This window comes from Pararhizobium sp., from assembly GCF_965279435.1.
In the GTDB taxonomy this organism is placed as follows: domain Bacteria; phylum Pseudomonadota; class Alphaproteobacteria; order Rhizobiales; family Rhizobiaceae; genus Pararhizobium.
The window spans coordinates 4,180,890-4,203,879 of record NZ_CBDIHY010000003.1 but is presented as its reverse complement, the minus strand read 5'-3'; the positions used below and the strand labels follow the sequence as shown (position 1 = coordinate 4,203,879).

19 protein-coding genes and 1 riboswitch are annotated in these 22,990 nt (G+C 59.5%); of the genes, 11 read left to right on the top strand and 8 right to left on the bottom strand.

The window, feature by feature from the left end; translation table 11 throughout:
• The first annotated feature begins 57 nt into the window (after positions 1–57).
• From ACQY8Q_RS26090 to ACQY8Q_RS26075, 4 genes are read left to right on the top strand one after another with little or no spacing between them, the layout of a single operon-like run.
• Complete coding sequence (locus ACQY8Q_RS26090; RefSeq protein ID WP_428429413.1) at positions 58–861, top strand: class I SAM-dependent methyltransferase; 804 nt, start codon at positions 58–60, stop codon at positions 859–861.
• Positions 862–902: 41 nt separating this feature from the next.
• Positions 903–1,562: a TetR family transcriptional regulator C-terminal domain-containing protein gene (locus tag ACQY8Q_RS26085; RefSeq protein WP_428429885.1), complete on the top strand. Its 660-nt coding sequence runs from the start codon at positions 903–905 to the stop codon at positions 1,560–1,562.
• A 40-nt stretch (positions 1,563–1,602) separates the two neighbouring features.
• Positions 1,603–2,676 carry an extracellular solute-binding protein gene (locus tag ACQY8Q_RS26080; protein WP_428429884.1) on the top strand — a complete coding sequence of 358 codons (1,074 nt, stop codon included), beginning with the start codon at positions 1,603–1,605 and terminating at the stop codon, positions 2,674–2,676.
• A gap of 17 nt (positions 2,677–2,693) precedes the next feature.
• Complete coding sequence (locus ACQY8Q_RS26075) at positions 2,694–3,974, top strand: flavin monoamine oxidase family protein (RefSeq protein ID WP_428429412.1); 1,281 nt, start codon at positions 2,694–2,696, stop codon at positions 3,972–3,974.
• Here ACQY8Q_RS26075 and ACQY8Q_RS26070 read toward each other — a convergent pair.
• The 3 genes from ACQY8Q_RS26070 to ACQY8Q_RS26060 are packed head-to-tail and all read right to left on the bottom strand — an operon-like array spanning position 3,938 to position 6,751.
• Positions 3,938–5,011: an ABC transporter ATP-binding protein gene (locus tag ACQY8Q_RS26070; protein WP_428429883.1), complete on the bottom strand. Its 1,074-nt coding sequence runs from the start codon at positions 5,009–5,011 to the stop codon at positions 3,938–3,940. The two genes, ACQY8Q_RS26075 and ACQY8Q_RS26070, sit on opposite strands and share 37 nt — an antisense overlap.
• Before the next feature lie 7 nt (positions 5,012–5,018).
• Positions 5,019–5,843 carry an ABC transporter permease gene (locus ACQY8Q_RS26065; RefSeq protein WP_428429411.1) on the bottom strand — a complete coding sequence of 275 codons (825 nt, stop codon included), beginning with the start codon at positions 5,841–5,843 and terminating at the stop codon, positions 5,019–5,021.
• Positions 5,840–6,751: an ABC transporter permease gene (locus ACQY8Q_RS26060; protein ID WP_428429882.1), complete on the bottom strand. Its 912-nt coding sequence runs from the start codon at positions 6,749–6,751 to the stop codon at positions 5,840–5,842. Before ACQY8Q_RS26060 ends, ACQY8Q_RS26065 begins: the two co-directional genes overlap by 4 nt.
• Before the next feature lie 257 nt (positions 6,752–7,008).
• On the opposite strand from ACQY8Q_RS26060, the gene ACQY8Q_RS26055 reads away from it, so the two are divergent.
• Positions 7,009–8,421, top strand: a complete 1,413-nt coding sequence (locus tag ACQY8Q_RS26055; RefSeq protein WP_428429409.1) for an aminotransferase — start codon at positions 7,009–7,011, stop codon at positions 8,419–8,421.
• 81 nt (positions 8,422–8,502) lie between these two features.
• Here the strand turns inward: ACQY8Q_RS26055 and ACQY8Q_RS26050 are convergent, their stop codons facing one another.
• Positions 8,503–9,705, bottom strand: a complete 1,203-nt coding sequence (locus ACQY8Q_RS26050) for an aromatic ring-hydroxylating oxygenase subunit alpha (RefSeq protein WP_428429408.1) — start codon at positions 9,703–9,705, stop codon at positions 8,503–8,505.
• A gap of 180 nt (positions 9,706–9,885) precedes the next feature.
• Positions 9,886–10,683 (bottom strand): DUF1194 domain-containing protein, encoded by a 798-nt coding sequence (locus tag ACQY8Q_RS26045; RefSeq protein ID WP_428429406.1) that lies wholly within the window; start codon positions 10,681–10,683, stop codon positions 9,886–9,888.
• Positions 10,684–10,839: 156 nt separating this feature from the next.
• On the opposite strand from ACQY8Q_RS26045, the gene ACQY8Q_RS26040 reads away from it, so the two are divergent.
• On the top strand, positions 10,840–12,129 hold the full coding sequence (locus ACQY8Q_RS26040; protein ID WP_428429405.1) for a glucoamylase family protein: 1,290 nt from the start codon (positions 10,840–10,842) through the stop codon (positions 12,127–12,129).
• Between the two features lie 36 nt (positions 12,130–12,165).
• Positions 12,166–13,023 (top strand): IucA/IucC family C-terminal-domain containing protein, encoded by an 858-nt coding sequence (locus tag ACQY8Q_RS26035; RefSeq protein WP_428429404.1) that lies wholly within the window; start codon positions 12,166–12,168, stop codon positions 13,021–13,023.
• A gap of 45 nt (positions 13,024–13,068) precedes the next feature.
• On the opposite strand, the gene ACQY8Q_RS26030 is transcribed toward ACQY8Q_RS26035, so the two are convergent.
• On the bottom strand, positions 13,069–13,839 hold the full coding sequence (locus tag ACQY8Q_RS26030; RefSeq protein ID WP_428429403.1) for a CbtA family protein: 771 nt from the start codon (positions 13,837–13,839) through the stop codon (positions 13,069–13,071).
• 194 nt (positions 13,840–14,033) lie between these two features.
• A complete protein-coding gene (locus ACQY8Q_RS26025; RefSeq protein WP_082512317.1) occupies positions 14,034–14,210 on the bottom strand; it encodes a CbtB domain-containing protein in 177 nt (58 codons plus the stop codon).
• Positions 14,211–14,257: 47 nt separating this feature from the next.
• Positions 14,258–14,527, bottom strand: a riboswitch (cobalamin riboswitch).
• Positions 14,528–14,792: 265 nt separating this feature from the next.
• Here ACQY8Q_RS26025 and ACQY8Q_RS26020 point away from each other — a divergent pair.
• On the top strand, positions 14,793–16,559 hold the full coding sequence (locus tag ACQY8Q_RS26020) for a bifunctional diguanylate cyclase/phosphodiesterase (protein WP_428429402.1): 1,767 nt from the start codon (positions 14,793–14,795) through the stop codon (positions 16,557–16,559).
• Positions 16,560–16,580: 21 nt separating this feature from the next.
• Here ACQY8Q_RS26020 and ACQY8Q_RS26015 read toward each other — a convergent pair whose 3' ends face one another.
• Entirely contained in the window at positions 16,581–17,429 is an 849-nt protein-coding gene (locus tag ACQY8Q_RS26015) for a LysR family transcriptional regulator (RefSeq protein ID WP_428429400.1), read from the bottom strand.
• 103 nt (positions 17,430–17,532) lie between these two features.
• Here ACQY8Q_RS26015 and ACQY8Q_RS26010 point away from each other — a divergent pair, with 103 nt between their 5' ends.
• The 3 genes from ACQY8Q_RS26010 to ACQY8Q_RS26000 all read left to right on the top strand — a co-directional run bounded on the left by ACQY8Q_RS26010 (position 17,533) and on the right by ACQY8Q_RS26000 (position 22,979).
• On the top strand, positions 17,533–17,958 hold the full coding sequence (locus ACQY8Q_RS26010; protein ID WP_428429399.1) for a hypothetical protein: 426 nt from the start codon (positions 17,533–17,535) through the stop codon (positions 17,956–17,958).
• A 129-nt stretch (positions 17,959–18,087) separates the two neighbouring features.
• The gene (locus ACQY8Q_RS26005; RefSeq protein WP_428429398.1) at positions 18,088–20,535 is read left to right on the top strand and encodes a GcvT family protein; all 2,448 of its coding nucleotides are present in this window, start codon (positions 18,088–18,090) and stop codon (positions 20,533–20,535) included.
• Complete coding sequence (locus ACQY8Q_RS26000; RefSeq protein WP_428429397.1) at positions 20,532–22,979, top strand: GcvT family protein; 2,448 nt, start codon at positions 20,532–20,534, stop codon at positions 22,977–22,979. The genes ACQY8Q_RS26005 and ACQY8Q_RS26000 overlap by 4 nt, the downstream gene beginning before the upstream one ends.
• The last annotated feature ends 11 nt before the right edge of the window (positions 22,980–22,990 follow it).

The following is a 22,990-nucleotide window of genomic DNA, read 5'->3' as shown; positions in this document are numbered from 1 at the left end:
ATCCTCTGATTATGCGATAGGATTTCGTGTCAGAGGCCATGCGGCGGGAAAGACGCAATGAGCGAAACATCAGCGCAGGAACCGGAATATGACGAGGCGGCGATCCGCTTTCTCGGCGTCCTGTGGGGCGAGGGCTATCTGTCTCCGGGCGGGCCGCAAGAAGTGGACAGGGTTCTGGCCGGTATCAATCTGTCCGGAAAACGCATTCTCGATCTGGGCTGTGGGGCCGGTGGCATCACACTGCATATCGCCAACACATACGGTCCCGCGCAGATCACTGGTTTCGATGTCGAACTGCCGGTGATCGAAAGGGCGCGTCTTGCAGCAGGCAAAGCCGGTCTTTCCGGGCAGGTTTCATTTGTTCAGGCAGCAGCAGGCAATTTGCCATTTGCCGACGCCAGCTTCGATGTCGTTTTTTCCAAGGATGCGCTTGTGCATGTCGCCGACAAGGAGGCGATCTTCCGCGAAATTTTCCGGGTGCTGAGGCCGGGTGGATTGTTTGCCGCGTCCGACTGGATGATCGCTCATGATGATGCGCCGTCGCCGGAGATGCGGGAGTACCTGGCAGCCGAAGGATTGAGCTTCGGCATGGCATCGGCGGCCCGTTATCTTTCGGCGATGCAGGCTACCGGTTTCACCAAAACGACGACTGAAAACCGCAACGGCTGGTATCGCGAGGTGGCACGCCAAGAGCTTGCGCGGCTGAAAGGCCCGTTGCATTCGGCCGCCGTCGAGGCGGTCGGTAAAGCGTATGTCGCGAAGAACATTCGCACCTGGACGGCCATGCAGAAGGTTCTTGACACCGGTGAACATTGTCCCACTCATCTGCGCGGTGAAAAACCGGGTGGGAGCATGTCATGAACGTTGTTCTGAGCCTGAAGGACAAGAAGGTAACGTTGAGCATGAAGGCAGTGTCTGCGTCGGTGCAAGCCGGCGAAAGCGAAAAGCGGGGCCGCAAGGCATCCAAGGAAACGCGGCGCCAGCAGCTGGTCGAGGCGACGATCGATTCGCTTGCCAAGCGCGGCTATTCCGAGACGACGCTTGCCGATGTTGCCGATGGCGCGGGCCTGTCGCGGGGCATCGTCAACTTTCATTTCGAGAGCAAGGAAAAACTGCTGATCGCCACGCTGCAGTTCATGGCCGATGAATATGCCGCCCATTGGGGTGTGGCACTCGACAAGGCGGGTGAGGCGGCGGCGTCGCAGCTCTGGGCGCTGGTGGCAGCCGATTTCGATCGCAAGATCTGCACAAAACGCAAGCTTGCCGCCTGGTGCGCCTTCTGGGGCGAGGCCAAATCACGGCCGACCTACCAGGCGCTGTGCGGCGCCCGGGACACCAAGTACCAGGAGCTGTTCGTGGCGCTTTGCGCCCAGATGAAAGCCGAAGAATCCTATACCTATGACGCCGAAACCATCGCGCTGGCGCTGAGCGCCATGATGGAAGGCCTGTGGTTCCGGCTGATGATGGGCGACGGGCTGACGCGCGAAAAGGCCCATGCGGCCGCGATCGAATATCTGGTTTCGGTTTTTCCGGGCCATATGACCCACAAGGGTCCGAAATAGGGAACAGCTGAAAACAGCGAAGGAGACCGGCATGCGGATAATGAGAATGGTCAAGCATTTGGGAAGCGCCGCGTTGCTGGCTTCACTCATTTCCAGCGCAGCCCTTCCGGCTCTGGCTGCGGACAATCTCACCGTTTTCGATTGGGCCGGTTATGAGGACCCGGCCTTTCATCCGGCCTATACGGCGAAATATGGCACCGAACCGGACTTCAGTTTCTTTGGCGATGAGGAAGAGGCGTTCCAGAAGCTGCGTTCCGGCTTCAAGGCGGATCTTGCCCATCCCTGTTCGCAAAGCGTCAACAAGTGGCGCGAGGCTGGTCTGCTGGAGCCGCTCGATACGTCCAAGCTCACCGGCTGGAACGATATCTTGCCCGGCATCAAGGCGATGAAGGGGCTGATGACATCCGATGATGGTACGGCCTGGTTCCTGCCATTCGAATGGGGCAACACGGTGCTGACCTATCGGACCGACACCGTGAAACCGGAAGAGATACAGTCGCTGAAAGCCTTTGCCGATCCGAAATTCAAGGATCGCGTCTCGATCGGCGACAATGTCGACGATGCCTATGCGTTGGCCAGTCTTGTCATCGGTGTGAAGGACTGGACGAAGATGACCGATGCGCAGTTTGCGCAAGCATCCGCCTTCCTGCGCGAGGTGCACAAGAATGTCCGCCTCTACTGGACCGACAATACCGAAGTCAGCCAGGCGATGGCGAGCGGCGAGATCGATCTTGCCTGGGCCTGGAACGAGACCGTGACGACGCTGCAGAAGGATGGCGTGCCGGCCGATGTCAAGCGGGATACGACGGAAGGGCTTTCCACCTGGGTCTGTGGCTATGTCCGGCTGAAGGGTGCAGAGGGCGATGCGGCAAAGCAGTATGATTTCCTGAATTCGATCAGTGATCCGGCCATCACCACCTATCTGGTCAACGACTGGGGGTACGGTCATTCCAACGGCAAAGGCATGGCTGCGGTGGATCCGAAGATCCTTGCCGATAAGGGTTATGCCGATGTCGATAAGTTCGTCGACAAGACGTTGTTCCAATCGCCGATGCCGACCGAATTGCGCCAGAAGATGATTGCTGAATTCGAGAAGATCAAGGCAGGCTATTGAGCGGACAGGATGCAGATGTGATCGTCGTCGGGGCCGGTTTTACAGGCCTTTCGGCGGCTGATGCGCTGGTCGCGGCTGGGCTCGATGTTATCGTGCTCGAAGCGCGCGACCGTGTTGGCGGACGGGTTGAGCGCACGGCTTTTGCCGATGGCGTGGCGATGGATACCGGCGGCCAGTTCATCTGCGACGAGATGCCGAATGTGATCGCGCTGACGCGGCGGTTCGGCATGTCGCTCGTGGAAACGCCGCTGCAGGGTGCCTTTCTGGTCCAGCCGCAGGCTTTGGCAGATACCGGTTCGTCCTTTGCGGAATCCGGACGTATCCGCGCCCGGGGCAACCGGATCGACCCGCGCGATCCTGCCATTGCTGGGTTGACGGTGGGCGAATGGCTGGCCCGCCAGAGCGATCCGCCCGGCGCAAAAGCCAGCTATCAGGCGATGGTCGAGGGCCTCTGGTGCCGGCCGATCGAGGAAATTCCGCTCTGGTATCTGATCGACAATGACCGGCGCACGATCAGCAACGGCAACGAGCTGCAATATTTCGCTGAAGGCACAATCCATGTGCTTGCCGAGGCTTTGGCAGCAACGCTCGGTCCGCGCCTGCGGCTCGGCACGCCCGTCCTTCACATAACCCGTACGGATGGTTCGGTATTGGTGACGAGGGGCAATGGTGACGTTTTAACCGCGCGGCAGATGATTATCGCCGTGCCGCCGGTGATGGCGTCGCGCATCGTGCATGTGCCTGAACTGCCGAAGCCTCTGGACGGGGCTCTGGCCGCCTGGAAGAGTGGCACGGTGATCAAGGCGCTTGTGCGCTACGAGCGGCCATTCTGGCGCGATCGTGGTCTGAGCGGCATGATCATGTGGCGCGATACGCTTGGGCTTTTTGCCTGCGATGTCAGCAGCGCGCAGACAACGGCGCTGGTCGTCTTCGCTGGCGGCCCGCTTGCCGTCGAATGGAGCGGCCGGGGGCGTGTGTTCATCGAGGTTGAAATCCGCCGGCGGCTGGTGGACGCGCTGGGAGAGGCTGCTGCCGATGTCACGGGTCTCCTGATCCGCAACTGGGTTAGCGATCCGTGGAGCGGCGGCGGCTACAGCGATGTGATTGCGGACCTTCAAGCCTATGATACTGAAGACATTCTTCGTGCCGGTGCCCCGCCGGTCCATTTCGCCTCATCGGAACTGGCCTCGTCGTTTCCCGCCTATATCGAGGGCGCAATCGTTGCCGGGCGCGAGGCGGCCGTGCGGGTGATCGCGACGGTTCAGTCGGCCATCGCCACCAGCGCATCCGGATCGTAGGCCAGCCGGATCGGTGCGCCGACCGGAATATCATCGGCGCCGAAATTGTTGGTTTCCGATACCGATAATGGTTTTTCCAGGCCTGGCACATCGACGATCAGGTGGGTGATCTCGCCGAAATAATGCCGGTCGACCACATGGCCGGTCACTTCGCAATCGGCCTTGGCATCATCCCAGAGCACCCGCAGACGTTCCGGCCGGATGCCGATGGTGGCCAAACCGTTGGTGGCAGTAAACCCCTTGGGCTTGGCGATGGTGACATTGCCGAAGCGGGTGGTCTCGACGGAAAGATTGACGGCGCTCTCGCTGGTGATCTTTGCCTGCATGAAATTCATGCCGCCCAGGAAATCCGCCACTTGGCGGGTGAGGGGATGCTGGTAGATCTCCTTCGGCGTCGCCACCTGGGCGATCCTGCCGCCAAACATCACGGCAATCCGGTCCGACATCGCAAGGGCCTCGTACTGATCATGCGTGACCAGCACGAAGGTGATGCCAACGGCTTTTTGCAGGGTGCGCAACTCGACCTGCATTTCCTCGCGCAGTTTCTTGTCGAGCGCAGACAGCGGCTCGTCGAGCAAAAGCACTTTCGGCCGCATTACCAAAGCCCGCGCAAGCGCAACGCGCTGACGCTGGCCACCGGACAGTTCGTGCGCCTTGCGTTTGCTCAAGTGAGCGAGCCGCACCTGTTCGAGCGCATTGCCGACACGCTGGCGTTCGTCGGTTGCATTCAGTTTGAGGCGCTTCAGGCCATAGGCGACATTTTCCTCGACATTCAGGTGCGGAAAGATCGCGTAATTCTGGAAGACCATGTTGGTCGGCCGCTTGTTGGGCGGCAAGTCGATGGCCGATTGGCCGTCGATGCGGATATCGCCGGATGTGGGCGTATCGAAGCCGGCGATTGAGCGCAGCAAGGTGGTCTTGCCGCAACCGGATGGACCCAGCAGCGAGAAGAATTCGCCAGCGGCGATATCGAGGCTGACATCGTCGAGCGCCCGGTAGATGCCGTAATAGCGGCTGACGGCATCGATTTCGATCATCGGGGTGTCAACCATGGGCGGCGGCTCCAGCTTTGAGACGGTTTTCGGCACGGCGGCGCAGGATTTCGGCGGTGGTAACCAGGATGATCGACAGCGCGATCATCAGGGTTCCGAGCGCCAGCACGCTCGGCAGCTTGGCGGCAAAGCGCAATTGCCCCCAGATATAGACCGGCAGCGTCGGCTCGGTTCCCGACAGGAAGAAGGCGAGGATGAATTCGTCGAGCGAAATGGTGAAGGAGACCAAAAGACTGGAGATGATCGCCGGCGCCACCACCGGCAGCGTCACCCGGCGGAAGGTGCCGATGGCCGTTTCGCCGAGGTCAAGCGAGGCCTCTTCCAGCGAGCGGTCGAAACCATCAAAGCCGGAGATCAGCACCGACAGTGCATAGGGCAGGCAGAAGACGGTCTGGCCGAGAATGACGGTCGCCAGCGACAGCTCGATGCCGAGCTGTAGCACGATCATCAGCAGTGACACCGCAACGATGATTTCCGGCAGAAACAGCGGTGCCATCAGCAATCCGGTCGCGGCGCGCTGTCCGCGAAACTTGTAGCGGGTGACGGCACGGGCGGCGCAGATGGCAAGGCCGGTGGAGAGGATGGAAACGCAGATGCCGACGATCAGGCTGTTGCGCGCCGCCTCCAGCATCACCGTATTGCCCCAGAGGGCGGCATACCATTTGGTGGTGAAGCCGGCGAGCGGGAAGGTGGTCGAGGCGGCGTTGTTGAACGAGAAGATCGGCAGTAGCAGGATCGGCAGATAGAGAAAGGCAAGGTAAGCCGTGACGTAGACAGGCAGCCAGCGGGATTTTCGAATGCCGTGACGCCCGCTCATTTGATCCGCCTTACGAAAATTTTCAGCGCCAGAACCATGAGGCCTGCCATCGCGGAAACGATCACCATGGTGGTGACGGAGAGTGCTGCCCCCAGCGGCCAGTTGGCACCCTTTCCGAACTGCGCCTGGATGGCGGTGGCGATCATCACGCCGTCCTTGCCGCCGACCAGTTTTGGCGTGACGTAATCGCCGACGGTCGGGATCATCACGATCAGGAAAGCTGAAATCACCCCGGGTAGCGACAGAGGCAGGGTGACGCGCAAAAAGCTCCAGAGTTTGTTGTCGCCGAGATCGTGCGCCGCCTCGATCAGCGAGCGGTCTATCTTTTCCAAGGAAACATAGATCGGCAGGATGGCAAAGGCGGCCCAGCTGTGCACCAGTGTGATGATCACGGCATTGGAATTGTAGAGTAGCGAGGTCACCGGCGTGTCGATCAGGCCGGTGGACATCAGTCCGGTGTTGAGCACGCCCTGATAGCCGAGAATAACCTTCCACGACATCACGCGCAGCAGGTAGCTGGTCCAGCAGGGCACGGTGATCAGGAACAGCCAGAGGTTTTTGTGCACCCCGCCATGGAAGGAAATGAACCAGGCGACGGGATAGGAAAAGGAGACGGTAATGATGCTGACGACAAGGGAGATGGTGAGGGAGCGCCAGAGAAGATCGCGGTAGATCGGTTCGGTCAGGGCGACGCGGTAGTTCTCGAAGGTAAAAGTGCGGTCGATGGTCAGGTAATCCTGGGACCAGAAGCTGTAGGCGATGACGATGAGGACCGGCAGAAACAGCAATGCCAGCGCGTAGAGCAGCGTCGGCGAAATCAGCGCCAGGCCTTTGGCCTCGTCGCTGGATGTCCATCGGCGGCCACCGGCAAGCGGCCGTCTGCTCTCCGTTTCAACGGAGCCCGGCAACGCCACCATCAGCGCCGCCTTTCCGGCGATATGCCGGTACAACAGTGAAAATACAGGGATCGTATCATGTTGTCCGTCCCAGGCGGTTTTCCGCCGTTCTTTGTTCCCGATGGCAGAATGAGCGCAAAACGGGATTGAACGCAAGTGTTTTTTCTGCCAATATTGATTGAACGGACATTCAGAATAATCGGAATTATGAATTTAATTCAGATGTTTGATGAAAAATATGACAGTAAAACTACCTGTGGAGATGGAAGATGGCGGCGAAACGTGACGATGTGATCGGTTCCTTCGAGGCTTCGGAAGGCATGGTGGCATTGGCGAAAGACCATCTCGTTCAACCCTGGCCGACGGCCGGCGAAATCGGTGCCGAGGCACGGGGCGGCATTGTCAGCGGCGATGGCATCTATGTCATCGATGGCGAGGGTCGAAAGCTGATCGACGGCCCTGCCGGCATGTGGTGCGTCAATGCCGGGCATCGGCGCAAGGAACTGGCCGATGTGCTTTACCAGCAGGCGATGGACCTGTCCTACAATTCGCCGTGGTACACGATGAACGAACCGTCGGTGACGCTGTCGGCGCGGCTTGCCGGTCATGCGCCCGGCGATCTCAATCATGTCTTCTATACCACCGGCGGCTCCTCTGCGGTCGAGACGGCGCTGCGCTTCATGCAGTTCGCCAACAATGTGAAGGGTCGTCCGGAAAAGAAGCTGATCGTTTCGCGGCAGGGGGGCTACCACGGCTCGACCTATCTGTCGGCATCGCTGAACGGTCGTCCACGCGATCACGACTGGATGGATAGCGCCAGCGAGCAGGTGGTCAAGCTGACCTGCCCCAACCCTTTTCGCCGGCCCGAAAGCATGAGTGAGGCTGATTTCTGTGATTTTCTTGTCGAGGAGTTTCGCGCCGTCATCGAGGCAAGGGGAGCAGACCGCATCGGCGCATTTATCGCCGAGCCGGTGATGGCGTCCGGTGGTGTCATCGTGCCGCCGGATGGTTATCTCAGCCGGATGCGGCAGCTCTGCACCGACAACGACATCCTGTTCGTCGCTGACGAGGTGGTGACGGCGTTCGGGCGGCTGGGCCATGTCTTTGCGTCCAAGGATGTTTTCGGTATCGAGCCGGACATGATCACCTTTGCCAAGGGTGTCACCTCCGGCTATTTCCCGCTCGGCGGCGTGATGATCGCGTCGCGCCTGTTCGAGGAATTGCGCCGCTCCAATCATCCGGACGCGATGTTTGCCCACGGGCTGACCTATTCCAGCCATCCGATCGGCTGCGCCGTGGCGCTGAAGAACCTCGATATCCTGGAAGAAGGGCTGCTCGACCATGCGCGCGCAATTTCCGGTCATTTTCAGGCGAGCCTGAAGACACTCGAAGACCTGCCGCTGGTCGGCGAAGTGCGCGGCGTCGGGCTGATGGCCTGCGTCGAATGTGTCGCCGACCGTGTGCACAACAATCCGCTGACGCTTGATCTGGACGTTGGAAAACGCATCGACAAGCACTGCCAGGAACTCGGTCTTCTGGTGCGGCCGCTGATCAACATGTGCGTGATGTCGCCACCGCTGACGATCACGATACCGCAGATTGATGAGATGACGGCGATCCTGCGCACCAGCATCCGCCGGACCATGGATGAGCTCGTTCGCGAAGGGCTTTGGCACGGCTGAGCATTCTCTTGAGCAGGGCATCCATTCCCCGCCATGCTCAATTTTAAAGGGCCGGTTTTGCCGGCCCTTTCTTTTGGCTTTTTAGAGGCTGGCCGACCGCAATCGGTTGTTCACGTCGGCTAGCTCCCGCTCGTCCGGGGCTGATGGAAGATTCATCACCGGCAGGATGGCACGCAGGTGGTCGTGATGGGTGCGCACGCCATATTCGAGGTCAGATAGGTAGAACCCGCTGAAGGCCTTCGATGTCATCGATTCGTTCGACCAGATCGTCAGCTGCACGTCTTCAGCCTGCGTGTCGCGATCGATGCGGTGGGCGAGATAGCGGGCGGCGCGTTGCTGCCTTGTCTCGTCGCGGTGCCGGTAGACGCCGCCACGCAGTATCGTTTCGCCGGTCGATAGCGGAAACTCCTGATAGAACTGCACCGCTTCCGGCGTTACCGCGATCACCGCATTGGCGAAGATGCCGTAGTAGGCCCAGGCCTTGCGCAGATGCTCCGGCAGATGTGTGGCCTCCGGGGCGATGGAAACGTAGTTGCGCACGCTCCAGCGGCGGCCGGCATGCGGATTGTAAGTGGCGAACGACCGGCAGAGGCCGTTGACGAACGGCTCGTCGTAATAGGTCGAGCCGTAGAGATCCTGCAGTGCCGGATGCGCCATCGCCACGTGATAGCCCTCATTGTCGACATCGCGGACTGATTTCCAGTTGACCGGCGAGGCTTGGGTCCAGATATCGCCGGCGGGAACCATGTCCTGCGTCTTGTATTCACCGAGTTCGGCAGCGAAAGGCTGCATCAGTTCCGCCACGGAGGGTTGCGGGCCAGGTGCGAAACGGATGAAGATAAAACCCATCCAGACTTCGAGATCGAGCCCGATCAGGCCGAATTCCTGCTTGTCGAGCGGCGGGAAGGAGCGGGGGCGGGCGGCACCCCTGAGCGTACCGTCGAGATTATAGACCCAGCCGTGGAACGGACAGACCAGCGCGTTGCGGCAGGTTCCCTTGGTGTCGGCAACGACGCGCGAGCCGCGATGGCGGCAGATATTGTGGAAGCCGCGCACCGTGCCGTCCTGGTCGCGCAGGATCAGCGCGCGCTCGCCGACGACGTCCATGGTGATGTAGTTGCCGGGGTCTGGAATGTCGGAGATATGGCAGGCGATCTGCCAGTGTTCGCGGAAGACATGTTGTTTTTCAAGTTCAAGCAGGGCGTCGCTATGGTAGCACCAACCGGGCAGGCCGCGCCTGTCCCAGTCATTGGGAATACCGATGTTCCGGGTCATTTCGTTCATGAATTTCCCCATATCTTGCTGAACGTTCATTCAATAAAATCACATTTCCCTATAAATAGGAATAGGTTGACGTATCGTTGGCGTCATGAATTTTGGAATTCAGGTAGCGTTTATGAGGATCGCGTGTCGCGCAGGCTGGCGACAGGCATGCGCGCGCATCAAAGAACGCCGTTGACGAGTCTACTTATCCAGTTGCGGATAGACCCGGTCGAGAAAGCCCGGACGCAGTTTTTCACCCATTAGGCAATCGGTGGGCGGTGTGATCTGTACGGGGATAATCCGCATGTCCGGCCCTGAGCGGCTGACCTCCATCACCAGCTTCTGCCGGATGGCAACGGCGAAATCTTCCGGCTGGTGGACCGGCAGAACGAACGATCCGGGGCCACCGATGACGCAGTCGGCATAGTAGCGGTCAAGCGAAACCGTCCCGCCGGAGGGGCGAATGAGAATGGCTAGGCCGTTGATGATAATGCCGCTGGCAACGGCGGCGTTGCGGGCCGGATCAACCGGGGGGCCGAGATTGTTCGGCCCATCGCCGGAAATGTCGACCACCCGGCGCGTCGCATCGTAGGGGCTCGCCGCTATCAGTTTCGCTGCGAAGGTGATGGCGTTGGAGATCGACGTGCCCCGGCGGGTAAAGACGGGCCGGGAGGCGAGATGTTCGGCCAGGAGTGCAGCATCCTGTGCGTCATCAATCAGTTGCCAGTTGACGACGGAGGTTTCGTTGACGCTGCCGGCCCATTCGAAATAGCTCAGCGCGATGCGGCCGTTGAGGCCGGCTGTGACGGCATTGATGAAGTCCGGATGACGCAGAGCCTCGACATAGCCCATGCGCTGCACTTGCGCTTCTTCAACATCCATCGAGCCCGACATATCGACGGCGAGCACCAATGCCACATCCACCTGAGCGGCATCTGCGACCGGCGTCGCAATCGGGGCACTCGAAATCGTGAGAAACATCGCAAGTGTTGTGAACATCCAGTCATCCAATCGCTGCTAAGGATCGTATGAAACTAAAATGTAACACAGATCGTAAGTGTGGCGACCGTTCCGGAGGCGGACGACTTCAACAAACGGTGATTTCCACCGGCTGTTCTTTTTAGTGAATTTTCGATCGACTGGAGTAAGCCTGCAATGCTTCTGAAAAACGACACCGACACGGTCATCATCGACCGGTTGCAGCAAGCGGCGTTCGGATACTTTCTAGAGTTCGTCAATCCCGAAAACGGTTTGATTGCTGATACCTCGCTGCCCGACGCACCCTCGAGCATCGCCGCGACCGGCTTTGGCCTTTCCGCCTATCCTACCGGCGTCGAAAGAGGCTGGATGAGCAGGCAGGATGCCGCAGCGCGGACACTGGTCACCCTGCGGTTCTTTGCCGAGAGCCCGCAAAGCCGCGACAAGGATGCCACCGGCTACAAAGGGCTCTACTACCACTTTCTCGACATGAAAACCGGCCTGCGGACATGGCGCAGCGAGCTGTCGCTGATCGACAGCGCGCTTCTGATCGCCGGTATGCTGACTGCGGCCGCCTATTTCAATCAGGACAACGAGGTCGAGACCGAGATCCGGTCTCACGCCGATATGCTCTACGCCCGGGCAAACTGGGCTTGGGCACTGGACGGCAAGGGCGCCTTGTGGCTCGGATGGAAGCCTCGCACGGGCTTTCTGCCGTATCGCTGGGAATCCTACAGCGAGGCGATCATCCTCTATACGTTGGCTCTGGCCTCGCCATCCTACCCGATCGGCAAGGAAAGCTATGATGCCTTCGCCAGCAAATTCGATTGGATGACGGTAAAGGGCAAGCCGTTTCTTTACGCCGGGCCGCTGTTCATCCACCTGTTTTCACATGCGTGGATCGATTTCCGGGGTATCCGCGATGCAGCCGTTACCGAGCATGATACGGATTATTTTGAAAACACCCGTCGTGCGATTGCCGTCCAGCGCGATTATGCGACGGTCAATCCCGGCAATTTTACCGGTTATGGTGCCGACACATGGGGGCTGACGTCCTGCGATGGCCCGCAACGTCCACGCCGATTGCAGGATGGTCGGCGCCAGCAGTTTGCAGGCTACGCCGCGCGCGGTGCGCCGCTCGGCCCGGACGACGGCACGATTGCGCCCTGGGCGCCGCTCGCATGCCTGCCGTTCGAGCCGCAGGCAGCGATGTCGGCGGCACGGCATATCCTGTCGAGCTATCCCGATGTTATCGACGCGGGGCGTTTTATCGGCAGTTTCAATCCAAGCGTTCCCGGCAAGACGGCGGAAGGGTGGCTCAACAACCGCAGCGTTGGCCTTGATCAGGGGCTGCTGGTGATGATGATCGAGAACCATCGCAGCGGGCTTTACTGGAACATGCTGCGCGAAACGCCGGTTATCCGGCGCGGCCTCAGACGCGCAGGCTTTTCCGGCGGCTGGCTTTGAGGTAAACGGGCTGCCAGACGATAACGGGCGGCCCCTTTGGACGATAACCAAGATTCAGGCAGTTTTTGCGAGGGTGATGGAGGGCAGGTAGAAGCTGCCATCGCCTGGCAGGCGGAGCATTTTCCGCAGGTTGCTGTCTCTTTGGGTCTGGAAGGCGGTGATTTTCTGCCGGTCACTGAGGCATGGCGTCATGATGGCGATATGCTCGGTGTCTTGCTGGGCTATCAGAACCGCTTTGCCACCGGCATGGATGACCGCGTCAGGGCCGCTCATCTCATTTCCTTCTACAGTCATCATCTCAGCATCGCGGCTGCATCGATCTATTTGCGGACGGGGCTGGTTCCTGATCTGAGCCCGGATCGCCTGGCGTTCCGGTTTGAGCCCGTCGTTCCGCACGATCACGTTCCAACGATGGAAACGCGTCGATCCGATGTCTGCCGTTTTCATTTTCGCTTCGAGCATTTTTCGCGCGGCGATGACCGGGCGTTGCTGTTTCACAATCTATTCGTCGACAGCTTCCTTCCGGTGATCGACGCGCTGCAGGGGCGCACTGGCCTCTCTCCCGTCGCGCAATGGCGGCTGGCGGCCGATGGCATTGCGGGTGCTTTTCTAGAGATCGGTACAGCGTTGGGCGACCAGGAGCGCGCAATGGCTACGGCACTTGCGATCATCAACAGGACAGGCTCGCCGCTTTTCTCCGATGCCGTGCGCTACCAGCGTATTGAGGCCGTTTGCGATGGCGTTGCGGTCGAGCGCGTGTTCCGCCGGCGAAGCGGCTGCTGTCTCTACTATCGGACAGAGGGCGGGGATTTCTGCGATGTCTGTGTGCTTCTCGATACCGAGACGCAAAAAGGCCGCCTGCAAGCTCATGTCCAGCGTACCGGCGGCCTCTGATTGCCGTTGCCGCGCAAACAATGCCTGCGCGGCAACGATTTTGGCTCAAGCCGATTTCAGAAACTTGTCGTTCAGGTAACCTGAGATCACGCCGAGCACGATCCAGAACGCCAGGGTCGTTGCCAGGGCGGCGACCGCAAATTCCGCACCGAGAACGGACGGAACCGGGCTCGAAATATCAGACGGCTGCGGCGCACCATAGGCATGCGGTGCTGCGATCAGAACAAGGCCGATGATCTTGGCAAGAATTTCACCGCGCAAGACGATGAGATAAAGCCCGGCGGCGGAGAACGCGATGGTCGCGATCCACCAGATCTGCCGGTCATGCAGATCAGCGGCAGGAAAGCCCGGCAATTCCGGCGGCAGGCCGATGGCGGGCAGAAGGTGAACCGTCAACCAGCCACAGGCGCCCCACAGCGCGCCGTTGCGCATGGTAATCGGATAGTTGAAGGCGAGGCTTGCACCGGCGAGCAACAGGCCGAAGCCGGCACCGGCCACCAGATTGGCAATCAGCGTGCCGGAGAACCGGCTCATGCCGAACATGATGCCGCCCTCTTCTTCATGCTCGCCTTCATGGGCATAAGCCGGTGTGACCGGTGAAAGTGCCGACAGGATCTCGCCAATCACAGAAGAGCGGTTTAGTGAAGAATGCTGCTGGCCTTCTGTCGTCGCCGGCGGTTCGGCGGCGGGTTCCTTGACCTCATATTCCTCGGCATGAAGGATGAGCGGGACCACCCGCAATTCCTGCGCCGCCGTCATGAAGACACCGGCGATCAATCCAGCCACCAGTGCGGCCAGAAGTGTTTTGACAATCATGTGATACCCCCAAATTCGAGCGGAGCCGATTTCTCATCAGTGCTCAACGCTCGTCGTGTTTCAATTCCCCACGGCAAAAACCGCCCGATGCCGGAGCATGGGCGCAATCCACGGCAGCGCGATTTCCAAAAGGAAATCCGCCATCCTTTTCATCGATAGAGTGCGGAAAGCCCTCAAGCTTTCCACGGCTCACATCAATGGCAGGGGAAGCCGTAGGAATGGCGGACGTCGTGGGCGGTGTCGTGCAGCACGGCCGAATTGGCAAGGCCTGCACCGAAAACCAGGAAGCCGCCGATCAACAGGGCAAGAATAGCCGTGGTAATGCGGTCGTTGAGAGAAAGCGGAACGCTCGAAACTGTAGTCGTAGCCATGACAACCTCCGTGATGGCGCGTGGGAAATATCCCACCAATTGGGCACCATGCCCTTCATCAACCGGCAGGTTTCCTGGCTCGCGGCGTCAGGTGCTTCCGCACCAAGGAGCCTGTCTCACCTTCCCGAGGCAGGGCCCAAAGGCCCGTCGCCGCAGTGGTTTTTACCGGCTGAACATACCGGCATGACAAACTCTGACCGCTCTACAGTCGCGGGGTCGGCCGTGATAAAGATGCCCAGAATGGGTCCATCCATCACGTTCCCATTTACTCCCCGAAAGCACCTCGCGTTCAGGGAACCAATTGATCCAACGATGATTATGCCGTCGCCCCGGTCCTGTCAATTCAGTGTTGCGACCGACAATGACGCATTGTCGCTCTTGATTTTTCCGTACAATGTCTAAATCTGATATGTAATACGTTGCTGGATTCGCCTAAGTTGCAACTGGTTTCCGGCAAGCAACACTCAATGGTTGTTTGCTTTGGAAAAATACTCTTCTCAATAATGGAACAATAGTTCTTTAGGAACCTTGGCGTAGAGTGCTGCGGCGCTGATACGCGAAGAATCCTCCACAGAGAAAACCATGAAATCGGTGAGGTCCGAACAGGAATTCCAGAATATTCTTCGCCGCCTGGGAATTGCGCTTGACGCTTCTCAGATCGGCGTGTGGGAACACGATACCCAGAAAGACGAAGTCGTCTGGGATCTGCAGATGCACCGGCTCTACGCAACCGGCAAGACGCAAAAGCGGGTCAAGGCGGAGGTCTGGATGAATGCGATCCATCCCGATGATCTCGCCCAGGCTGAGGCCGATTTCGACCGGGCAATCGCAACCAAGGATATTTATTCTTCGGAATACCGGATCATTTTGCCCGACGGTGAAATCCGTTACCTGCGGTCACGTGCCTACTGTTTTGAGGAGGATGGCCATATCACCTTCATCGGAGCAGAATGGGACGTGACGGCGGATGTGCTGCTCAATCGTGAGCTTCGGCGGCAAAAGGCGATTGCCGAGGCGCGCGCGGTGGCCCTTGAAGCAAGCACCGAGCGGATCAAATATGCGGCCGAGCACGATTATCTGACGGGACTTCCCAACCGCCGCTTTTTCGATAGGCGATTGGCGGAACTGGCCGGCGAGACCGGCCCCGAAAAGCTGGCAATCCTGCATATCGGCCTCGACCGGTTCAAGCAGATCAACGACACCGCCGGCCACGCAGCCGGAGACGACGTGTTGAAATCCTGCGCCCGGCAGATCGAAGCCGGCGTTCCGAAGAACTCGTTCATTGCGCGTGTGAGCGGCGATGAATTTGCGGTTCTGATCGCAAATTTTGTCTCGCTCGATGATCTCAAAACCCGGGCCGAGCAGCTGGCGCAGCAATTGAAGCAGTCTGTCTGGCATAATGATGAGGTCTTGCGGACCGGCGCCTCTATGGGGGTCGCGGCGGCCAGCGGCCGCAGTATCGCCAGCCTGCTGGCCGAATCCGACATCGCGTTGCAACGGGCCAAAAAGCTCGGGCGGGGCAGGGTGGAAGTGTACTCGGCACACTTGAAGGCGCAGCTCACCAACGAGCAGCGCATTGGCCGGCAGTTGGCGCATGGATTGGAGAAGGGGGAGTTCGTTCCCTACTATCAGGCTCAGGTGGAGGCGCGAACCCGGCGCATTGTCGGGATGGAAGTCCTGGCGCGCTGGCGTCATCCGAAGCGCGGAATGGTTTTGCCGGGCGAATTCATCAAGGTTGCGAGCAGTCTCGGCCGGCTCGACGATCTCGATGCTGCCATCCTGAAGGCGGCGCTGAAGGATCGTCAGGCCTGGATGCGGCAGGGGGTGCATGTTCCGCGCATCGCGGTGAATGTCTCGGCCGCCCGTCTGTCGGATCCGCTTTTGATCGATGAATTGAAACATCTGGATGTCCGGCCGGATATGCTGTCGTTCGAATTGCTGGAAACCATTTTCCTTGACGACAGCGAAGATGATGTATTTGCCAATGTCGCTGGGTTGAAGGCCATGGGTATCGATATCGAGATCGATGATTTCGGCTCCGGCCATGCGTCGATCATCGGGCTGGTCAAGCTGAAGCCGCGACGGATGAAGATCGACCGGCAACTGGTTTTGCCGACCACGACATCGCGCGAACAGAAGCGCCTGTTGCGCTCGATCATCGACATCGCCAAGGCGCTCAACATCGAAGTTATCGCCGAGGGCGTCGAGACTTTAGAGCACGCCAAGCTTTTAACGCGCCTTGGATGCGATATCCTGCAAGGGTATGCGATCGCTTATCCCGTTCCGGCCGCCGATATGCTGGCACGACTGACTGAGGATCAGCAATTGGGGCTGGTCGCTCAGCATTGACGGCGACAGGTTGCGCGGCTCCTATTGTCCCAACAGATCCTGCATGGCGCTGATGATGCGGCGATGTTGGTGGGCGTGGCGTGTGCGGATGCTGGTGGCGGCGTAGACGGCCTGTTGAATGACAGGAGCGTCTGTGATGGGGAAGGCGATACCTTCACCTTCGAGTCGCAAGGCTGTGCTGCTGGTTACGTAGGCGGCACCTCCCAGCGTTTTCAGGAGGCCGGTAATGGCGATGTTCTGTCCCGATGCCAACGGGGCGGATGAAAGTTGCGGCAGGGCCAGCCGATGGGCGCGATCGAAGGCCGGGGAATAGACGGCCTGGATATATGTCTCCGGCAGCAATTCGCTGACCGTTCGTGCCGTGGTGCCGACCAGCGTGTACGTCATGTCACCGATCCGCTCATAATGGAGATCGGGCAGATAATGTGGCGTGTAGAGAATGGCGAGATCGAGATCACCGGCGGCGAGATCGCGGTTCATCTGGTTGGAGTAGTCGGCTTCCATATAAAACGACGTCGTCGGCAGGTCGGTGCGCACTGCCGACAGCCATTTTCCGGCAAAGGCTTCGGCCAGATCATGCTGGATGCCGAGCCGCATCGAGCGCTCGTAGGTTCCTGCGTTTTCCACCGCCCGCGTCGCCTCGTGCCATTGGTGCTGCAATGCCTTGGCATGATCGAGGAAGCGCAGGCCGGACGCGGTTGGCGCCGTGCCGCCCTTGTTGCGGGTGAAGAGCTTGCGGTTGAACTGCGCCTCCAGCGCCTTGACGCGGTGGGAGACGGTGGATTGCGTGATGTTCAACCGGTCCGCCGTGCGATTGAAGCTACGGGTTTCCATCAGGTCGAGGAAGGTTTCAATGAGGTCGATCTGCATTTTCTGTTCCAGATAATTCGAAGATTGCCCCTCGCGTTTATTCTCCTCCCGCAAGTGAATTGCGTGGGCTTGTAACCGCCTTCTATCCAATTAAACTACTCGCATGAAGCACAAGATACTTCTTTCAATTGCTCACAATCTCGCCGATTCGATCGCTTCCGGCCAAGGATTCCCAATAGGTTACTATTTGACAGACGTTTTTGACGAGGCGGCTAAGAGCCCAGGCGGTAAGCTTGAAGTGGATATGCTATCTGGTGTCGTCACGGCAGGATTGCCCACCGATTCTCTTCGCAAAGCAATTCTTCTTTACAAGGCATTTCTTCCTGATCTTTGCACTCGCCAAAGTGCGGCGATTTCCGACTTTCGGCAATTGACGGTCCAATACCACGCGGGTTTTCCGGAAAACCGTTTCTTGGTTACGATAGAAGATGCGAACGGGCGTCGATCATCAGCGGAATATGTCGGCACGCCCGGACAGCAAGCAAAAATCCTCGACAAAGCGGGACGCCCACGCCCGAAGGTCTTTTAGTGCCCGACCCTAAACGTCTATCACCCGGTTGTGCAATCTAATCGAAGTCTTCGATCAATAAAGCGCATTCCGACCGCTTGATGCAAGCTCTGTTCATGGCCAAAACTTCCCCCAAACAAGGGAACAGACATGTCGAATTTGCCGTCTTATGCGCGCGTCGTGATTATCGGAGGAGGTGCTATCGGGGCGTCCTGTCTCTACCATCTGGCCAAGGCCGGATGGACAGACTGCGTGCTTCTGGAAAAGAACGAACTGACGGCCGGTTCGACATGGCATGCGGCCGGCAATGTGCCGACATTTTCGTCGTCCTGGTCGATCATGAACATGCAGCGTTATTCGGCGTCGCTTTACCGCGAACTCGGCGATCTCGTCGATTATCCGATGAACTATCACGTTACCGGCTCGATCCGTCTCGGCCATTCGAAGGAGCGGCTGCAGGAATTCAAACGCGTCGTCTGCATGGGCCGTTATCAGGGTATGGATCTCGACATCCTGTCGCCCGATCAGATCAAGTCGAAATATCCGTTTCTCGAAACCCATGATCTGACCGGCGCGCTCTACGATCCCTATGATGGCGACATCGATCCGGCCCAGTTGACGCAGGCCTTAGCGAAGGGCGCCCGCGACATGGGCGCGAAAATCTTCCGCTTCTGTCCCGCCACCGGCGCCCGCCGGGAAAACGACGAGTGGATTATTTCCACGCCGCAGGGCGAGATTCGCTGCGAATATGTCGTCAACGCCGCCGGTTATTATGCCCGCGAGGTCGGCAAGTGGTTTGGCCGCGACGTGCCGATGATGGTGATGAGCCACCAGTACATGCTGTTCGAGGAAATTCCGGAACTGGCCGCATGGTCGAAGGAAGCCGGACACAAGTTGCCGCTTCTGCGCGACGTCGACAGCTCCTATTACCTGCGTCAGGAAAAGACCGGGATGAACCTTGGTCCCTACGAGAAGAACTGCAAGGCGCACTGGATCACCCCCGACGATCCGATGCCGGAGGATTTTTCGTTCCAGCTTTTCCCCGACGATCTCGAGCGGCTGGAATGGTATCTGAACGACGCCGTCGAGCGCGTGCCGATCCTCGGCACTGCCGGCCTGTCGCGGATGATCAACGGCCCGATCCCCTATGCGCCCGATGGCAATCCGCTGATCGGCCCGATGCCGGGCGTGCCCAACGCATTTGAGGCCTGCGTCTTCACCTTCGGCATCTGCCAGGCAGGTGGCGCGGGCAAGGTTCTGGCCGAATGGGTGACGGAAGGGCAGACGGAGTGGGACATGTGGTCCTGCGATCCACGCCGCTTCACCAGCTTCACCGACCAAGATTATTGCATCGCCAAAGGCATGGAAATCTACGGCCATGAATATGCCATGCACTTTCCGAAACACGCCTGGCCTGCCGGCCGCAACAAGAAGCTGTCCCCGATCCATGACCGGATCGCCGCGCTCGGGGCGCAGTTCAAGCCCTACAACGGCTGGGAGCGCGCCAACTGGTACGCCAAGCCGGGCGACGATCTTTCCGAGGAATCGACGCAGACCTGGAACCGGGCGGGGCCATGGCAAAAGCGCATCGAGGAAGAGTGCCTTGCGGTGCGCGATACAGCCGGCATTCTCGATCTACCGGGCTTTTCACGCTATCGCCTGAAGGGCGAGGGCGCGCGCGACTGGCTGCTGGGGCTCACCACCGGCAAGGTGCCGAAGCCCGGCCGGATCGGTCTTGCCTATTTCTCCGACGATAAGGGTCGCATCGTCACCGAAATGTCGGTCATGGCGCTCGAGGAAGATTTCTTCTTCCTGATCACAGCGGCAACCGCGCAGTGGCACGATTTCGAATGGCTGAAAAAACATTTACCGAAGGACGCCACTTTTACCCTGGATGATGTCACCGAAAGCTTCACCTGCCAGATTCTGTCGGGTCCTAAATCGCGCGACATTCTCGCGGAGGTTTCCAATGCCGATCTCGCCAAAGGCTGGTTGACGCATCAGTCGGTGCAGATCGCCGGGCTTTGGTGCCAGCTGGTTCGCGTATCCTTTGCCGGTGAACTCGGCTGGGAAATTCACACCAAGATCGACGATACCGCCGCGATCTTCGACGCCGTCTGGGCAGCCGGGCAAAAGCATGGCCTGAAGCCTTTCGGTATGGAAGCGCTGGATTCGCTCCGGATCGAAAAGGGATACCGTGCGTGGAAAGGTGATCTTTCCACTGATTACACCATCCTGCAGGGTGGGCTGGAACGCTTTGTCGATTGGGCCAAACCGGACTTCAAAGGCAAGGCGGCGCTGGAGCATGAAAAGCAGCAGGGTGTGAGCAAGCGCTTCGTGACGCTGGTGGTGGACGCTGGAGACTGCGACGCGCCTTACATGTCGACGCTCTGGCATGGCGGAAAGGTGGTCGGCGAAACGACATCGGGCAACTGGGGTTACCGGATCGGCAAATCGGTGGCACTCGGCATGCTCCGGGCTGATCTTGCCTTGCCCGGTACCGAAATCGAAGTCGAAATCTACGGCGACCGTTTCAAGGCTGTCGTGCAGGCCGATGAGCCGCTGTTTGATCCCAAGAATGAAAGACTGCGCGCATGAGCAAGCCCATCCCCAAAAAGGCCCGCGCGGTCATTATCGGCGGCGGTGTCTCCGGTTGTTCGGTCGCCTATCATTTGGCGAAACTCGGCTGGACGGACGTGGTCCTGCTTGAGCGCAAACAGCTGACATCGGGCACGACCTGGCATGCGGCCGGTCTGATCGGCCAGCTGCGTGCCTCGCAGAACATGACCCGGCTCGCCAAATATTCGGCCGATCTCTACACCAAGCTGGAGGCTGAAACCGGAATCGGCACGGGCATGCGCCAATGCGGCTCGATCACCGTGGCGCTCACCGAGGAGCGCAAGCAGGAAATATACCGCCAAGCGTCTCTGGCCCGTGCCTTCGATGTCGATGTACGCGAGATCTCGCCGGATGAAGTCAAGGCGATGTACCCGCATCTGAATGTATCGGATGTGGTGGCCGCCGTGCACCTGCCGCTCGATGGGCAGTGCGATCCGGCCAACATTGCCATGGCGCTGGCCAAGGGCGCGCGGCAGAACGGCGCGACCGTTCTGGAAGGCGTCAAGGTGACGGAGGTTCACAAGAAGGACGGCCGGGTGTCCGGCGTCACCTGTGAGCAGAATGGCGAGACGTTTACGATCGAGACCGAGAATGTCGTCAATGCCGCCGGCATGTGGGGCAGGGAACTCGGCAACATGTCCGGCGTTACCGTGCCGCTGCATGCCTGCGAGCATTTCTATATCGTCACCGAGCCTGTGGCCGGGCTGCAACGCCTGCCGGTCCTGCGCGTGCCGGACGAGTGCACCTATTACAAGGAGGACGCCGGCAAGATGCTGATCGGCGCCTTCGAACTCAAGGCTAAGCCTTGGGGAATGGACGGCATCAGCGAGGATTTCTGCTTCGACCAGCTGCCGGAGGATTTTGACCATTTCGCGCCGATCCTCGAAAAGGCGGTCGGCCGTATGCCAATGCTGGAAACGGCCGGGATCCACACCTTCTTCAACGGCCCGGAAAGCTTTACGCCCGACGACCGCTACTATCTGGGCGAAGCGCCGGAGCTGAAGGGCTATTGGGTCGCGGCCGGTTACAACTCGATCGGCATTGTTTCGTCCGGCGGTGCCGGCATGGCGCTGGCGCAGTGGATGAATGATGGCGAGCCGCCGTTCGATCTGTGGGAAGTCGATATCCGCCGGGCGCAGCCGTTCCAGAAGAACCGAACTTACCTGAAGGAGCGCGTCACCGAGACGCTCGGCCTGCTCTATGCCGATCATTTCCCCTATCGCCAGATGGCGACGGCACGCGGTGTTCGCCGCACGCCCTTGCACGAGCATCTGAAAGCACGTGGTGCCGTGTTCGGCGAAGTGGCGGGCTGGGAGCGGGCCAACTGGTTTGCCAGAGAAGGCCAGGAACGGGAATACAAATACAGCTGGAAGCGGCAGAACTGGTTCGACAACCAGCGCGACGAACATCTGGCGATCCGGGGTGGCGTCGGCCTGATCGACATGACGTCGTTCGGCAAGATCCGCGTCGAGGGCCGCGATGCGCTTTCTTTCCTGCAGAAGCTTTGCGCCAACCAGCTGGACGTCGCCACCAACCGCATCGTCTATACCCAGATGCTCAATGCCCGTGGCGGCATCGAAAGCGATCTGACCGTTACCCGTCTTTCCGAAACCGCTTTCCTGCTGGTCGTTCCCGGCGCCACGCTGCAACGTGATCTCGCCTGGCTGCGCAAGCATCTCGCCGATGAATTCGCCGTTATCACCGATGTGACAGCGGCGGAATCAGTGCTCTGCGTCATGGGGCCGAAGGCGCGCGAGCTGATGCAAAAGGTCAGCCCCAACGACTTTTCCAATGCGGCTCATCCGTTCGGGGCGGCCCGAGAAATCGAAGTCGGCATGGGCCTCGCCCGCGCCCACCGCGTCACTTATGTCGGCGAACTCGGCTGGGAGCTGTATGTTTCCACCGACCAGACTGCGCATGTGTTCGAGACTCTGGAAGCGGCAGGTGCCGATATCGGCCTGAAGCTCTGCGGCATTCATACGCTCGATAGCTGCCGCATCGAAAAGGCTTTCCGCCATTTCGGCCATGACATCACCGATGAGGATCATGTGCTGGAGGCTGGTCTTGGTTTTGCGGTGAAGCCGGCCAAGGGCGAGTTCATCGGCCGGGATGCGGTGTTGAAAAAGCAGGACGATGGGCTGTCGCGCCGGCTGGTGCAGTTTCGCCTGACCGATCCGGAGCCGCTCTTGTTCCACAACGAAGCGGTGGTGCGCGACGGCAAGATCGTCGGCACGATCACCTCGGGCAATTACGGCCACCATCTCGGCGGCGCGATCGGGCTCGGCTACGTGCCGTGCACGGGCGAGAGGGAGGCGGATGTGCTGGGCTCGGCTTACGAGATCGAAATTGCCGGAACGCGGGTGAAAGCGGAGGCGTCGCTTGCGCCGATGTATGATCCGAAGTCGGAGCGGGTGAGGGTGTGATGCAGGACACG

Excerpts from the sequence above, each read along its gene's own strand:
- ACQY8Q_RS26045 (WP_428429406.1), bottom strand. The coding sequence starts at position 10,683 with ATGTTCACAACACTTGCGATGTTTCTCACGATTTCGAGTGCCCCGATT.
- ACQY8Q_RS26085 (WP_428429885.1), top strand. The coding sequence starts at position 903 with ATGAAGGCAGTGTCTGCGTCGGTGCAAGCCGGCGAAAGCGAAAAGCGG.
- ACQY8Q_RS26065 (WP_428429411.1), bottom strand. The coding sequence starts at position 5,843 with ATGAGCGGGCGTCACGGCATTCGAAAATCCCGCTGGCTGCCTGTCTAC.
- ACQY8Q_RS26010 (WP_428429399.1), top strand. The coding sequence starts at position 17,533 with ATGAAGCACAAGATACTTCTTTCAATTGCTCACAATCTCGCCGATTCG.
- ACQY8Q_RS26015 (WP_428429400.1), bottom strand. The coding sequence starts at position 17,429 with ATGCAGATCGACCTCATTGAAACCTTCCTCGACCTGATGGAAACCCGT.
- ACQY8Q_RS26005 (WP_428429398.1), top strand. The coding sequence starts at position 18,088 with ATGTCGAATTTGCCGTCTTATGCGCGCGTCGTGATTATCGGAGGAGGT.
- ACQY8Q_RS26055 (WP_428429409.1), top strand. The coding sequence starts at position 7,009 with ATGGCGGCGAAACGTGACGATGTGATCGGTTCCTTCGAGGCTTCGGAA.
- ACQY8Q_RS26020 (WP_428429402.1), top strand. The coding sequence starts at position 14,793 with ATGAAATCGGTGAGGTCCGAACAGGAATTCCAGAATATTCTTCGCCGC.
- ACQY8Q_RS26070 (WP_428429883.1), bottom strand. The coding sequence starts at position 5,011 with ATGATCGAAATCGATGCCGTCAGCCGCTATTACGGCATCTACCGGGCG.
- ACQY8Q_RS26000 (WP_428429397.1), top strand. The coding sequence starts at position 20,532 with ATGAGCAAGCCCATCCCCAAAAAGGCCCGCGCGGTCATTATCGGCGGC.
- ACQY8Q_RS26040 (WP_428429405.1), top strand. The coding sequence starts at position 10,840 with ATGCTTCTGAAAAACGACACCGACACGGTCATCATCGACCGGTTGCAG.
- ACQY8Q_RS26080 (WP_428429884.1), top strand. The coding sequence starts at position 1,603 with ATGAGAATGGTCAAGCATTTGGGAAGCGCCGCGTTGCTGGCTTCACTC.
- ACQY8Q_RS26050 (WP_428429408.1), bottom strand. The coding sequence starts at position 9,705 with ATGAACGAAATGACCCGGAACATCGGTATTCCCAATGACTGGGACAGG.
- ACQY8Q_RS26030 (WP_428429403.1), bottom strand. The coding sequence starts at position 13,839 with ATGATTGTCAAAACACTTCTGGCCGCACTGGTGGCTGGATTGATCGCC.
- ACQY8Q_RS26090 (WP_428429413.1), top strand. The coding sequence starts at position 58 with ATGAGCGAAACATCAGCGCAGGAACCGGAATATGACGAGGCGGCGATC.
- ACQY8Q_RS26025 (WP_082512317.1), bottom strand. The coding sequence starts at position 14,210 with ATGGCTACGACTACAGTTTCGAGCGTTCCGCTTTCTCTCAACGACCGC.